Annotated in this window: 14 protein-coding genes; 9 read left to right on the plus strand and 5 right to left on the minus strand. The window is 58.8% G+C overall.

Annotated features, from left to right (window positions below; genetic code table 11):
• Positions 1–101: 101 nt before the first annotated feature.
• A complete protein-coding gene (locus tag DL238_RS01690; protein ID WP_115490677.1) occupies positions 102–608 on the minus strand; it encodes a YciE/YciF ferroxidase family protein in 507 nt (168 codons plus the stop codon).
• 299 nt (positions 609–907) lie between these two features.
• Here DL238_RS01690 and DL238_RS01695 point away from each other — a divergent pair, with 299 nt between their 5' ends.
• From DL238_RS01695 to DL238_RS01725, 7 genes are all read left to right on the plus strand, one after another.
• Positions 908–1,306, plus strand: a complete 399-nt coding sequence (locus tag DL238_RS01695; protein WP_199798027.1) for a hypothetical protein — start codon at positions 908–910, stop codon at positions 1,304–1,306.
• Positions 1,307–1,335: 29 nt separating this feature from the next.
• On the plus strand, positions 1,336–2,418 hold the full coding sequence (locus tag DL238_RS01700) for an extracellular catalytic domain type 1 short-chain-length polyhydroxyalkanoate depolymerase (protein ID WP_115490679.1): 1,083 nt from the start codon (positions 1,336–1,338) through the stop codon (positions 2,416–2,418).
• A gap of 462 nt (positions 2,419–2,880) precedes the next feature.
• A complete protein-coding gene (locus tag DL238_RS01705; protein WP_147290971.1) occupies positions 2,881–3,297 on the plus strand; it encodes a hypothetical protein in 417 nt (138 codons plus the stop codon).
• 188 nt (positions 3,298–3,485) lie between these two features.
• Positions 3,486–3,740, plus strand: a complete 255-nt coding sequence (locus tag DL238_RS01710; protein ID WP_115490681.1) for a cold-shock protein — start codon at positions 3,486–3,488, stop codon at positions 3,738–3,740.
• A gap of 74 nt (positions 3,741–3,814) precedes the next feature.
• Complete coding sequence (locus DL238_RS01715; RefSeq protein ID WP_115492710.1) at positions 3,815–4,009, plus strand: hypothetical protein; 195 nt, start codon at positions 3,815–3,817, stop codon at positions 4,007–4,009.
• Between the two features lie 204 nt (positions 4,010–4,213).
• Entirely contained in the window at positions 4,214–4,816 is a 603-nt protein-coding gene (locus tag DL238_RS16290; protein WP_115490682.1) for a DUF2061 domain-containing protein, read from the plus strand.
• A 199-nt stretch (positions 4,817–5,015) separates the two neighbouring features.
• Positions 5,016–6,089: a sensor histidine kinase gene (locus tag DL238_RS01725; protein WP_115490683.1), complete on the plus strand. Its 1,074-nt coding sequence runs from the start codon at positions 5,016–5,018 to the stop codon at positions 6,087–6,089.
• Positions 6,090–6,311: 222 nt separating this feature from the next.
• On the opposite strand, the gene DL238_RS16585 is transcribed toward DL238_RS01725, so the two are convergent.
• The 3 genes from DL238_RS16585 to DL238_RS01740 form a co-directional block, all read right to left on the minus strand.
• A complete protein-coding gene (locus DL238_RS16585) occupies positions 6,312–6,512 on the minus strand; it encodes a helix-turn-helix transcriptional regulator (protein ID WP_115490684.1) in 201 nt (66 codons plus the stop codon).
• Between the two features lie 654 nt (positions 6,513–7,166).
• On the minus strand, positions 7,167–8,015 hold the full coding sequence (locus DL238_RS01735; protein WP_115490685.1) for a DUF6615 family protein: 849 nt from the start codon (positions 8,013–8,015) through the stop codon (positions 7,167–7,169).
• A gap of 162 nt (positions 8,016–8,177) precedes the next feature.
• A complete protein-coding gene (locus DL238_RS01740; RefSeq protein WP_181883783.1) occupies positions 8,178–9,284 on the minus strand; it encodes an HNH endonuclease in 1,107 nt (368 codons plus the stop codon).
• A 153-nt stretch (positions 9,285–9,437) separates the two neighbouring features.
• Here DL238_RS01740 and DL238_RS01745 point away from each other — a divergent pair, with 153 nt between their 5' ends.
• Positions 9,438–10,280 carry an HNH endonuclease gene (locus DL238_RS01745; RefSeq protein ID WP_115490687.1) on the plus strand — a complete coding sequence of 281 codons (843 nt, stop codon included), beginning with the start codon at positions 9,438–9,440 and terminating at the stop codon, positions 10,278–10,280.
• A 208-nt stretch (positions 10,281–10,488) separates the two neighbouring features.
• Entirely contained in the window at positions 10,489–12,678 is a 2,190-nt protein-coding gene (locus DL238_RS01750) for a UvrD-helicase domain-containing protein (protein ID WP_115490688.1), read from the plus strand.
• On the opposite strand, the gene DL238_RS15890 is transcribed toward DL238_RS01750, so the two are convergent.
• Positions 12,669–13,178: a hypothetical protein gene (locus DL238_RS15890; protein ID WP_147290973.1), complete on the minus strand. Its 510-nt coding sequence runs from the start codon at positions 13,176–13,178 to the stop codon at positions 12,669–12,671. The genes DL238_RS01750 and DL238_RS15890 overlap by 10 nt on opposite strands.
• Positions 13,179–13,269 lie beyond the last annotated feature (91 nt).

A 13,269-nucleotide genomic window follows, 5' to 3' on the forward strand; every position in this document is an offset into this window, starting at 1 on the left:
TGATCGCAGTTCATGCGATCCAGGTGTTTGCTTTGATGCGGGAAATGAAACCTGATCGGAGGGCGCGGCGGCATCAGCCACCGCCGCCCAACGAAATCAGTTCAATTGTCCTGCTTGGCGGCAAGGTTGACCGAGCGTTCGGCCAGTTCGCTGGCGAAATCGTCGGCACCGTAAATGTCGTCGACAATCTCATCGAGCTTTGCGGTATCGTCGTCGCGGCCGAGCGCATCGGAAAACGCCTTGGCAGTGCCGAAGCCGGCAATGCCGTAGTGGCTCATGCGCTGATACTGCGCGATAGCGGCCACAGCGCGGACCTCGTCGCTCACATCCTCGTCGATCACGTGGGCGCGGGCTTCGGCGACGAGGCCTTCCATTCCCTTGCAATGTTCCTTGGATTTATCCGCTCCGCCATTGTCGGCGAGCATTGCGCGCAGGGTCTGGGTGTGTTCCTCGATGCCGCCTACTGCATCGTCGAGCATCCCGGACAGGGCCTCGTCCTCGATCTTTTTCGCCATCTGCTTGACGATCTTCTTCATCTGATCATTCGCCGACACCAGGTCTTTGAGTTCCTCAACGTAGAGGTCTGAGAGATTCTTTGGAGCGCTCATGGGTTATCCTTCAAAGGGAGGGGCCGCGCACCGGAGCGGCTGCGTGGACGACTAGGAGTCGAAATAGAAGGAATTGGCGTTTCTCGATCGAACGCCCGAAACCGTCGAAAGCGGCTGGTAGCTGACTTTCCAATGTCAGGCGGGCTCACTCGTTCCTGCGGTGTGAGCGATCAAGGAACGCAATGCCGGATTTCCGCGAATTTCTATGGATTATATATATTTAGCAACCCGCGGCCCTTGTGACGGTGCATCAGCGCTACCATCTCCTGACCATCCACTGGGATGATAGAGAGATGGCTGTGACCCGTCCAAACACCGAAACCGAAAAGATCACCATCAACCTAGGCTTCGTCGATCTCGGCTCGATAGACTTGCTGGTGCGCGAAAGCGTCTTTGCAAATCGCACCGACTTCATCCGCACCGCCATCCGAAACGAGCTTGCCCGGCACGACGAGATTGCCCGGCAGGTGAAGGGGCGCGACACCCCCGTGCTGGGAATCCGCCACGTGGTTCGTGCCGATCTGGAAATGGCGCGCGATGCGGGTGAGATGCTCGATTTTCGCGTGCTCGGTCTGCTCAGCATTGCCAGCGACGTGGATGCGGACCTTGCGCAGGCGACCATTCGATCCCTGTCGATCCTGGGCGCCTTCCACGCGCCCCCAGACGTGAAATCCGCTCTTGCCGACCGCCTTGCGTAATTTTCGCGCGACAACCGAAGGTATTTGAAATGTCCAATCCCCTGAACGCTAGCATGTCGGAGGTTCTCGCCCTGACGCGGGCGGGCAGGCTCCGGCAGGCGACCTATCTTATCCAGCGCAATCTGAGCTTCAGGAACGCCCCGGTCACCGCTAGCGAGACCTCGGTCGACGAGATCGGCGATACCATCGCCTTGCCCGCTCCCGCTGCCAGGTCAGCAACCGAAGCCGGCAGTCGAAGACACGCGTCGGCCACCCCCGACCCTGCAAGCTTCGATCGGCGCACATTGCGCAATGCTGCCGGCTCCCTCGACTATCTGCTCTACAGGCCGAGCGGCCTGAACGATCCTGCTCCGCTCGTGGTCATGCTGCATGGCTGCACGCAATCTGCGGAGGATTTCTCGCGCGGAACGCGGATGAACGCGCTTGCGGACGAACTGGGATTCATTGTCGCTTATCCCGAGCAACCGAGGTCGGCGAATGTCCAAAAGTGCTGGAACTGGTTCCGGCCTGGCGATCAGGGGAAGGCCTCGGGCGAACCGGCGGTCATCGCTGCGATCACCCGCGAGATCATCGCAGCCGAAGGCGTCGACCCCGATCGCGTCTATGTTGCCGGGCTCTCCGCAGGCGGAGCTGCGGCCGCGATCATGGCGAGCGCTTTCCCCGACCTCTATGCCGCGGCCGGTATCCACTCCGGGGTCGCCTGCGGGGCGGCGAAGGACTTGCCGAGTGCGCTCGCGGCAATGCGTGGGAGCGGCGCGGTGCGCCAGCAGTCCTCTTCCCAGAAATATGTTCCGATCATCACCTTCCACGGCGATCGCGACAGCACGGTCCACCCGGTCAACAGCGAACGCATTCACGCGGCCTGGGATGCAGCTCCCGCGATGTCCGGTCTGGAGCGTAGTGTTACCAAAGGATCTGCGCCGTCTGGCGGCTCATATCGCAAGACCGCAATGCTCGCCGCCGACGGGCGCAGCATGTCGGAAAGCTGGTTGCTTGAAGGTGCCGGGCACGCATGGTCCGGCGGATCGGCCGCCGGGTCCTACACTGCACAAGACGGCCCCGATGCATCGCGGGAAATGCTTCGGTTCTTTTTCCAGCATCGGCTGGGGTGACAAGCCTAAGTTCCATTCGCGCCCTTCCCAGCTGCAATCGGTAAGTGCGGAGGGCGGCTCTTGGTGTTTGGTTTTCATGAAGGCTTGCGCTTGTGCGTAAGAATTGATTGCCTAGCGTTGTAAAAACGAGACCCCATCGTCATATATGTGATAACTAACAGTCGTAATAGACGGTCTATTGCGCTGCCTTATGGGCGACCATTTCGTTCATCTTCGTCTAATAGTCGTTCCGCAGCCTATTATGGCGCGCGGACCTCATTTGAAGGAACGACAATGCGCCATCTTAACAGGTCATTTCGCCAGCAGGTGTGCCAGTGAACACCCGACGCGCCGACGGCCCTAGCTATTTTGCTGGCATGTTTCCCGTCCTCTTCCTCGGAGCGATATTCTGGTGGTTTTCCTACTGATTACCGCAGCCTGCTCCGCCGAGGGAATCTCGCAAGACGCGCAAAGGAAATGATCATGAAGAACCTGCCTCTCCTGACGATCGCTGCATCGTCACTTCTCGCGGTGGGTGCCTGCGCTAACAATTCAAATGCGCCGCTGACGACAGGCGAACGAATTTCTGAGCGAGGAAGTCAGATCGGCCAGTATGGCGACGCGTGGTCTGCCGGTCAGGACGATGTGGTGCAGGGCGAGCGCGCAATCCAGAAAAGCAACGAGACCATCGAGCGAGCGCGGTCGCAGATCGCGGATGCCAACGAAGCGCTGGCGAAGGCTGAAGACAGGCTGCGCGAAGCACAGGAGGATAAGGAAAATGCCGAACGGCAGGTAGCCGATGGCAATGACCAAATGGATCGCGCCGAGGAGAGTTACGAGGAGGTTAGAGACGGTCCCTCAGCGGGCAATTCACCTTCCGACGAAATACAAGGTGATTAAACTATCTGCAGGATTCCATGACGCCGTGGCCTTGAAATTCGTATCTAAATCACCATCTTAATATCAGCTACCAGTCGCAATCGACGGTCACCGTTTCCACCATTCGGAAACTCTCTCCTTCAGTTTCGCCTCTTAGTCGCAGCCGGGTCAATTCTGGCGCGCTACACACTCGATCGAAGGAATGACAGATGACACATTACGGCAAGATCAAGAGCTACGACAGCAGCTCGGGCACCGGCTCCATCACCCCTGAAAAGGGTGGCGACGCGCTCCGCTTCAAGAAGGCGGACCTCCAGCAGGAAGGCCAGATGCCGAAGGTCGACGATCGTTTCAGCTACGAAACCAGCGAAGTCGACGGCGGCAAGAAGAGCGCCGTGAACCTGCAGCACCAGCAGGGCGACGGACAGAGCCAGAAGGAACAGGCCAGCGCCCAGCAGGGCTGACGCCGACAGCAGGGCCGGGGATCCACCTCCCCGGCTCTCGCTACGTCCCTCTGCCGAGGATCCTTCCGATGCCGATGAACAAGTTTCTCTTCAATCACCAGCTCGCGGCCATGAAGGCAGATCGCTCGGGTTCGCCCGAAGAGCGCAAGGAAGCCGCCGAGTCGATGGGACATCGTGCGAAACGGATGGCCGACTGGCGCAGGACGAATCGCCTGTCCAATCTTGGTTGGCCGGCTGACGAACGCTCCTCCTTTGAAAAGGATGATTGATGTGGAAACCGTGACAGATGCAGCAACCCCCAAGCAGCCCGGAACCGGCGACTGGGAAAGTGAAGGCGGAGCTCTCGAGCCGAAGCCCGCTCCCTCGCTACCGGAAGGGATCATCGCTGTGACGTCGGTCCATTATCGCGTCGGACCATATTCATACGCCAGGCTCGAAGACGCCTTGGCCGAGCACCGCTGCCAGTCTGGCGAGTGAAGCGCCGTCACTCCAGCAGAAGTGACCGCGGGGCATCGGCTCAAGTAGTGAGAGAACCTACGCAGAAGCCCTTCTTCGGGCCGGAATCGCCGAAGCTCGATCCGCCGGAGAGGCCGAACATCAAGCCCTGGCGCTCGGTCGCCAAGGCCATATCATGGCGGGCCGTCGGCACGATCGACACGCTCATCCTGTCCTATCTTCTCATCACGTATCTGGGGCCGATGTTCGGGGCGCCGGTCGCTCAGGCCGATGCCCTCGAGACGGCGAGCTATATTGCGATCACAGAGGTTGCGACGAAGCTTGTCCTCTATTTCCTGCACGAGCGTGCATGGTCGCTCACCGGATGGGGCATAGTGTTTCGCAAGGATCGGCACCGCGAAACCATTCGCCGAACGAGCATCAAGACAGGGCTATGGCGCCTGATCGCATCGCTCGACACCTTCGCTCTGGCGTGGTTCTTCACCGGGAGCGCAGCGACAGCCGCTTCCATTGGCGGCCTGGAAATTTTCACCAAGCTGGTGCTGTATTTCTTCCACGAGCGGGTCTGGGCGCGCCTGCCATTCGGGCTTGCAGATCAGCGCGCTGAAAGCACCGCATAGCGGTGAGCTGCCGATCGGATTGCTAATTCAGTCTTTCCAATGACTCATTCCCGAAATGATAGCCCAAAGTGCGCCGGTGCGTGCTACAGGAGAGCTATCGCGCACTGGTGACAACTGCCAGCGACGAGTCGGCCTGAGCCGAAAGACCCGGAATTACACGCAACCTGCGCTGTGCCGGTCAATCAAGGAAGGGGTATTCATGACCCCGCCACCAACCCAAGCTTCCGACCCGGTAACCAGTCTTGCCGATGCAATGGTCGTGAACTCGAACACGCCCTTGATCATGCTCGACGAAGATCTCACCGTGATCGCGGCGAGCCTCTCCTTCTGCCGCGCCTTTGGTCTCGACTGCGCGGTGCTGACGGGCAGTTCCATCCTCGAAATGGGCGATGGCGAGTGGGACGTCGCGCACCTGAAATCGCTCTTGCGAGCGACCGGTTCGGGCGGCGCGACTATCGATGACTACGAGATGGTGCTGCCCGCGGCAAAGGAGCGCTCGGAACGTTCGCTCAAGCTCTCGGCTCACAGGCTCGAATATCCTGGGTCGCAAAACATCCGTCTTCTTCTGACGGTAATCGACACGACCGAAGCCAAGACAGCCAAGAGGGAGATGGAGGACCTGGTCGCCAATAACATGATGCTGATGCAGGAACTTCAGCATCGCGTGGCCAACAGCCTTCAGATCATCGCTTCGGTGCTGATGCAATCCGCCCGGCGGGTCAGCAATGACGAGACGCGGAGCCACCTACAGATGGCACAGAACCGTGTTCTCTCGATCGCCACGATCCAGAAGCAGCTGTCGCAATCGGGCGCGGACGATGTCGAACTGCGCCCCTATCTCGAACAGCTTTGCGAAAGCATCGGAATTTCGATGATCGCGGATCCCGAGATATTAACGATCGAAGTCGATGTCGTGGAAGGCAGCGTAAGCTCATCCAAGTCCGTGAGCTTTGGGCTGATCGTCACCGAACTGGTGATCAACGCTCTCAAGCACGCCTACCCTGTCGATCAAGGCGGAATAATACGGGTTTCCTACGTGACCGATGGCAACGCGTGGACGCTGGAAGTCGAGGATGATGGTGTTGGCATGCCGCTCGATGACAGACCTGCGGCTGTCGCAGGTCTAGGGACCAACATCGTCGAAGCACTGGCACGGCAGTTGCAGGCCAGGGTTTCCATAACGGACGCCGACCCCGGAACGCGTATAACAATCCAGCACGAAGACGCGGAAAACCCGGAAGTCGAGCCGATGCCCACGGTAGCAGCCCTCTAGCCACCGGATGGCGGATGCCGGGGCGCGCCAGAGAGCCCTCAACTGAGATAAATAGAGGCGAACGACCGACAGTCGTCGAATGATGTGCCTGCCGGAGCAGGTCGGTCAAAAGCCGCATGGCACCTTTCCGGGTTCGGCCGACCAATACCGGACAGTCCGCCTCCGGCCCAAAAACGGACGCAAGTAGGGTGGCCGGGCTAGCAAACACGGCCACTCGCTCCTTCAAGAGGAGTGTCGGCTAGGTGCTTCTCGGCGATCCAGTCGTTGCTGGAGCCAGTCGAGCACTTCGTCCCCAATCCACCCCACTCGGCAAGGACCACGGTTTACCCACTTGGGAAATTGCCCGGACTTTTCCAGTCGTGCGATGTTTTGCGGCGAGTACAGAACCAACTCCTTGAGCTGACGCTTTGACAATATCCTCATCACGATGTCCCATTTGAAGAGGGCATCGCGATGCCCCGGTTACGACAATACCCAGGCGAATCGAAAGCTATTAGGAAGGCACGGCATCACCAAACGTCCAGCACATTTTGGAATATGAAGGCCCAAGCCAGCGTAAGAATAGGGGTAGACCAGAAGGTAGACTGGAAACCGGTACACCCCTCAACACATTGAAAATGAACGCTACATTGAGAATGGTGGCAGAAGAGTAACCATATTGACCGTTTAAAATTCTAAAATTCCACGATTTTTTCGACAATCGATTTGGCTTGCCCCTATCCTTGCCCCGGGACTTCTCGACTGGAGCGGTTCGATTGTTGCAATCATGATACTAGCAGATCAGCGGCTATGTAACGCCTCCGATACGGATTGCCCTCCGGTCCCAGCACAAAAACGGGACCGTCGGCAGCGCGGGTGTATGAGAGAAAGAGGCGCTACAGGAAACAGTGCCTGCGTATCTTTGGCGAGCAGCGATACTTATAGTGAGTGCCGTTTGGCTCAATCGATCCCTTGCATTTCAGCCAACCACAACATCTTCGAACTAGTTTAAGCTTGAGCCTCGTAAATCGTGCAGGCTTACCATAGGTCATGTGGAAGGTCAGCGCACGGGACAATAGACTAGAATGCTAGGTCGGTTCACTGCTCTGTTGGCTTCGCGTCGCGCAGGACAAGAACTCCATCGATGCCTGAGAATTTCTCGATCCCAGCAAACTCGCCGTCATCGGCACGTCGATCAGCAAAGCCGAGCGCGAGTTCTACGAGCGGATGCAGACCATCCCGCAAACCTAGAGCACCGCCATCGGGACGATCGCGCTCGATCGGATCGCGCAGGCGCGCGATACTACGTGCGGCCATCTCCGGCGTTCCACCGCCCGGGCGTGCTCCGCTTCCCTCGCTGCACAACAGACAATGCAGCGGTATTGAATGAGACCGATGTGTGTCGAAGGTCTCATCGGGCAGTGCCGCTTGAACCAAATGTGCATCAGCCAGACTGACGCCGAACCCGTGGACATGGTCGGGATCTCCCGACACAAGCGACCTGCAGGTTTTAGGGACGCGGCTCGCTTGGCCGACATGGTTGTAGAAAGCATAGAGCGCTGGCACCCCCTGCGCCGTTGCCGTTGCGATTAGCTGGTCAATCTGGCGGACAGGCGGAGGGCGCCTACCGATATTGCGTTTGATTCCAGGGTAATTCTCTTCTGCATCCTCGAGCCGTTTCGCTTGGACAAGCATCGTGAGCGACCGGTTGCCATCGGCGCTAACAAAAGACCACAACCAGTCGGCTCCGGTTTTGGCTTCCTGCGTCTTGTTAAAGGCCACAACTTGCACACTGCCGGGATACTCGGACTCGAGATCAAGCAGAAGCGTCTCGGTAACAGTCTCCTCATTGAACGAAAGGCCAGCGGCCTTGGCGGCAGCGCGCTTGGACCACACCATACGCGCAAGCGACAGCAGGCAGGCCTGCTCTGCGGTTAGGGTGCTCATGCCAGGCCTCCTTTATTTCTGGCGTTCTTGAGAGACATTTGCCGAAGCCAGCCAAATCCGAACGGTGAGCGTGGTGGGCCGAAGCATCTTATGGAAGATTGATGCTAGCCGATTGTCGCTCGTTCTACGGTATAAGGCAGACCATCGCTTGTAGACATTATATCAGGCCTCGAAACCCCATCGTCGACGATGGTCAGCCAAGTAGGTGCGCTGCCCTGGGCTTGGTTTCCGACGGAGCGGGCGTGGCACCTGGAGCAATGCGCGATCAGCTCTTCCTATCCCGTCCGCAATAATCATCGATGCGTCGTCGCAAAACGAAATTAAGCCATTATCGAATAGCGCATCCAACTCGGCGGTCAGGAGTAGGCCGTTTTCTCCGTCCAGCCGCTGCTTGTCAGTCCCGTGCTTCCAAGGAAGGATATGTGATGCGCGAAGAGCTTGACGAACGGTGCATCCCGAAACAGCGCAAGCCTCCCCCCAAAACGTTTCGACATCTCTGCGGAAACGTCCCTGGCCCAAACGGGCGTCAACTAAGCGTTGCTTCATAGTTTTGCTGAGGTCCGCACGACGACGGATCGCCGAAAGGTCTCGTGCTCCACTATCTTCTCCTGAGCTCTCAATATGACTGCGAATGCGATGCCAGGATTTGCTTCTCGAACCTTCTGGTACAACATCCATCATTCTTAGCGCCTCAGCTACGCCGATCTCGGTATGGCGTCCGAACATGGTTAACAGCTTGCTCGTTCCGCGAACTTTCTGCGCGTTGATCGGAGATGGCTCACTTAGCCATAAGAAGGAATCCGCGGGGCATCGCCAAGTCGGGATCCAGGCGAGATTCCTCTGCCACACCTCATTAAATGCTTCGCGGTTAAATTCGTGCAACTGCTGCACGAGGGGAACGGACCAGGCTTCCTTGCCGAGACGATCAAGACGGAGACGCTGGGCAAGTGTTGACCGCTGCGAAGGATCTTCTGCCAAACAGGTCGCGCTCCCGGCAATCCCTACGAGTTCCTGCACGCCATGATGAGAAGCGTACATGAAAACAACTGTCCGGCCGGCAGCCTCGTCGACCGGGGCGTTGCCGACCCCTTCGGTATGAAAAATCCGGTAGTTCGCGCCACCCTCACGGAAGGTAAGGGCATCTGACCCATTCCACTCCTCATGACCAAAGCCGTGCTCACGAGGAAAACCAGTGTTCACCTTGACGCCTGAAGGTCGCCGATAGCCCTCCCTGTTCCACATAACCGGCTTTGTGATGATTAGGCTCATCGTACTCCTTCTTGCGTTCTGTCCCGCCAATCGAGCGCACATTCCTGTTGAAGTGATCGAAGATATTTCCTGGTCATTGATGTCCGACGTCACCTTCGGCTTCAATCGGTATTTTTTGGACAACGCAATTGTATCTTGTCATCCCTCCCCTCGATGGATGAAATCACTCTCTATAAACTCGCACCGACCGATGATCGCTTGATCGATGCTGTTCTTGAATTCGACCGCATTGCGGAGACGGCCTCCGCGGTCATACTTCATAGCCGAAGCGGAGGCCCCCCGCGCAACAGCGAGTATCCTGAGGCACTCGGCCGCATCGTTGCGAAACTCGTCGAGCAAAATCGGATATCGGCGGTTCTTATTGACAGTTCGAGGCATGCCGCATTGCCGCGGGCGCAGCGCCTGCTTTTTGCCGGAGAAGATCTAGCGGATATGTCCGCGGGCGACGCGGCCGGTGCCATCCGCCAGGCTCTACTCAAATTTGGACAGGCAAGCGACACGAAGGGCGGAAATTCGACGAAACGTGTCCGCATCGAAACCACCTTTCCTCTCCACTCTCTGATCACTTCGCTGCATGTTCACAAGGTCGGTTCTCGTCGCGTGGAGACCCCTTCGAACAAGCCAGTTTCGCGCAAAGAGACGCAGCAACTTCTTGGTAGCGTCCCCCACACCGAAGAAGAGGTCGCCTGCGTTGAAAACGAAGTCCGCATGGTCGCGCACTTTCGAACTGAGCGATCCCGCTCTTCTCACCTGCCCAAGAAAAAGCGCGAGGCCGTTCGCGCATCTAATGGCGGAAGGCTTCGGTGTGAAAGTGAAAGCTGCGCGGTCGATTGGTACACGGTATTTCCGAAGCACATCGCAGATAGCGTGTTCGAAGTTCACCATCGTGTTCCGTTGTCCAGCGATGAGAACCCCGTCATCAATACGATCGCGGATCTGCAAGTCCTTTGCGCTTGCTGCCACCGCGCCGAACACCGAAAGCTTGCTTCGCTTTGATTGGCGGCACTCCGAAAAGCAGAAAAGTCTCGGTCTTCATCCCTGATCACTGATTGACCCGTAAGGACAATCCCCAGTCGCATTACAGACGGTGATTACCAAGAGTTTCGCACAGAAACAGTTTTTTAGATGACTTGCGACCTACCGCACGGCAGTATCCTAATTAGGGATAGTATGAGTGGGGGCGAAAGTGAACTCGAGTTCCGTAATGAAGGCCGCGCCTGCCCAGGCTTCGGAGCGGGTCCTCGCCGAGCACACAGCGATGCTGCTTGCCGCTCTCATCCATGCCGACGGCACGGTCGACGGCGACGAGGTCGCACTGGCGCGACAGGCGTGCGAGGAATTCGGCGTGCCGCTGGATCTGCTTGATGCAGCGCTCGGTACAGCGATGCATGATCCCATGGAAAGCTTCACCGCAACGCTACTGCGGGTCGAGCATCCTGCGGACCGCGAGCGCTTGGCGTCGATCCTCTTCGAAATCGCATCGGTCGACGAAAAGCTGGATGACCGTGAAGTCCGCATGCTGCGCGCAATGCAGCAGGCCTGGGGCGTCACGGTTTCTTTCCTCAACAAACCGATTGAATGGGACGAGGATCAGCTGCGCGTGATCGAGGCCGACCGCTCGGCGCGGCTGCTCGTCTCGGCGGGGCCCGGCATGGGAAAGACGGCGGTCGCCTGTTCGCGCGTGGCGCATCTCATCGAAAACGAAGATGTCGCTGATACCAATGTTTGGCTGGTTAGCTTCACGCGTTCGGCCATTGCTGAACTCAAGGGGCGGATCGGCGATTTTGCCGAAGATCCGAGCAACGTCTTCGCAGTCAAGATATCGACGATCGACTCGCAGGCATGGAAGATCCGTTACGGCTTTTCGCCTGAGGAAGTGGAAAAGCTTTTCGGCGGCTTCGAAACCGGGATCGATGCAGCGGCTGAGCTCATCGACGAGCGCATGGAGGACTTTCGCGACATCTTCGGCGATCTTGAGCATCTTATCGTGGACGAGGCGCAGGACATCACCGGCGGCCGTGCGCGCTTCCTGCTCAAGCTTATCGAGCTCCTACCTACAGACTGCGGCATTACCGTTTTCCATGACCCCGCGCAGGCGATCTATGACTATGCCGCGGGCGAGGAGCTGTTCCGCTTTACCGACGGCTTTGCGGCGCTGCTCGGCGATGATCTGCAGCAGCGACCGCTGAAGAAAATCTACCGCACGAACGAGGCTCCGCTGCTCAAGCTCTACGAGGACCTGCGGCTCGACATTTTGGGCAATGCAGATGTCGGGGCGGATTCGTTCAAATCGAAGGCTGAGCTGGTCAAATCGGCGGCCGTCTCGCAACAGCGGGGCTTCAATCACGATGCGCTCGACGGCTACGACGATGCCTTGGTATTGTTCCGCAAGCGGATTGAAGTGGCCCAGGCCTCGGCGTTTATGGCCGGCGGGGGACACCCTCACCGGCTCCGGATGTCGGGCATGGGCCGCTTTGCGCTGCCTTGGCTTGCGCTGGTTCTGGGATCAACCGAGGGCCGAGAACTGGAACGCTCGGAATTCGACGAGCGCTGGGCGCAGGCACGCGACCGTTGCCCTGCGCTGCTGTTCGGAGAGGATACCGAAGGCAACTCGGCCGATGCGCGGTGGGAAAGGCTCAACCGCTATGCAGCGATGCGCGGCGGCAGGATCGATCTCTTCAAGCTTCGGGGCCGGCTCGCAGGCGCTCCGCCGGACGAATTAATGGCGCCCGAGTTCGGTCATGCAGGACCGATCCTGGGGACCATCCATGCGTCAAAGGGCCGCGAAGCCGATCATGTCTTCCTCCAGATAAACGACAGCTGGGGCGCGCGGCACGGCGCCGACGAAACGGATCTGTCCGAAGAAGCGCGGGTACTGTTTGTGGGTGCGACCCGCGCAAAGCGCAGTCTTGCGGTACAGGGCGGATTTGCGATGAAGTTTGCCAGCAGCACCGAGAGCGGCCGCTGCTACCGCAAGGGCCGCAAGGGCAAGAACGGATATCAGTTCCAGATCGGTCTTCAGGGCGACTTCGATCCCTATTCGCCGCTCGCGCTGGCAAAGTCTTCGGACGAACTTCTGGGTATGGACCTTCCGCTGCGGTGCAGAGCGCGGCTCGAACCGGGCTCGTGGCTGTGGCGCGTGGAAACCGATGCCGGCGTTCCGTTGGGCACTTTGGGCAAGCGGGTGACGCATGATCTCTATGAGATATCGAAGAAGCATCACGGTTCGGGTCGGCGGCTCTACGATCGGATCGATAACATTTTTCTGATGGGCTTCGGGTCGACGGCGGCCGCTCCGGGCGACGACCGGCTGGCCGGTGCCAAGCGCAAAGGCGGAGCCAGCGGTTTCTGGCTGGTGCCCCAGATATGCGGTCTGCCGATGGTTTACGTATGAGCGGAGCGGCTGAGGCACGCGCGCACCTTCTGTCGCGCTTCAAGACCGATCTGATCGGACCGGGTGCCGAGGACGAGGTCCTGAACGAAAGGCCTTCGGCCCGTTATCTTACCGCGATCCTCTATCCCCAGCAGTCGGAAATCACCGAAGAGGAAGATGAGAGCATCGCTGCGGAGAACGGCGGCGGCGAAGCGGAGAATGAGGAACGCGACGCGGTTTCGCTGCTGCGCACATTCAAGCCTGCCACCTGTGGCTTGTCTTTTTCCGTCGCGGTCGCGGACGAAGACGCGCTGCTGGTGCTCGATCTTTCCTACGCGCGCTACAGCGCGGAAGAGAAAGTCGAGGAAGACGGCAAGGGCAAGGGAAGGCCGCGGCTCGAATGGGTGCGGACCGGACACAGACTGCCCGACGTTGCGGTTTCGCTCGCTGCGGGCCGCGACGATGTCGAACTCGCCGACGGTCTGCTCATGTACCGAAGAGTGCGGCGCGACGGGGCGCATGCAACCGTCACGATCCAATTCGTCAACGCTTATCGCGAATTGCCCCGCGGCTCCGCATCCGAATACGAACCGGCCGATCCGCTAATCATCC

It is taken from the genome of Alteriqipengyuania lutimaris (assembly GCF_003363135.1).
Lineage (GTDB): Bacteria > Pseudomonadota > Alphaproteobacteria > Sphingomonadales > Sphingomonadaceae > Alteriqipengyuania > Alteriqipengyuania lutimaris.

Excerpts from the sequence above, each read along its gene's own strand:
- DL238_RS01690 (WP_115490677.1), bottom strand. The coding sequence starts at position 608 with ATGAGCGCTCCAAAGAATCTCTCAGACCTCTACGTTGAGGAACTCAAA.
- DL238_RS01700 (WP_115490679.1), top strand. The coding sequence starts at position 1,336 with ATGTCCAATCCCCTGAACGCTAGCATGTCGGAGGTTCTCGCCCTGACG.
- DL238_RS01705 (WP_147290971.1), top strand. The coding sequence starts at position 2,881 with ATGAAGAACCTGCCTCTCCTGACGATCGCTGCATCGTCACTTCTCGCG.
- DL238_RS01710 (WP_115490681.1), top strand. The coding sequence starts at position 3,486 with ATGACACATTACGGCAAGATCAAGAGCTACGACAGCAGCTCGGGCACC.
- DL238_RS01715 (WP_115492710.1), top strand. The coding sequence starts at position 3,815 with ATGAACAAGTTTCTCTTCAATCACCAGCTCGCGGCCATGAAGGCAGAT.
- DL238_RS01725 (WP_115490683.1), top strand. The coding sequence starts at position 5,016 with ATGACCCCGCCACCAACCCAAGCTTCCGACCCGGTAACCAGTCTTGCC.
- DL238_RS16585 (WP_115490684.1), bottom strand. The coding sequence starts at position 6,512 with ATGAGGATATTGTCAAAGCGTCAGCTCAAGGAGTTGGTTCTGTACTCG.
- DL238_RS01735 (WP_115490685.1), bottom strand. The coding sequence starts at position 8,015 with ATGAGCACCCTAACCGCAGAGCAGGCCTGCCTGCTGTCGCTTGCGCGT.
- DL238_RS01740 (WP_181883783.1), bottom strand. The coding sequence starts at position 9,284 with ATGAGCCTAATCATCACAAAGCCGGTTATGTGGAACAGGGAGGGCTAT.
- DL238_RS01745 (WP_115490687.1), top strand. The coding sequence starts at position 9,438 with ATGGATGAAATCACTCTCTATAAACTCGCACCGACCGATGATCGCTTG.
- DL238_RS01750 (WP_115490688.1), top strand. The coding sequence starts at position 10,489 with ATGAAGGCCGCGCCTGCCCAGGCTTCGGAGCGGGTCCTCGCCGAGCAC.
- DL238_RS15890 (WP_147290973.1), bottom strand. The coding sequence starts at position 13,178 with ATGCGCCCCGTCGCGCCGCACTCTTCGGTACATGAGCAGACCGTCGGC.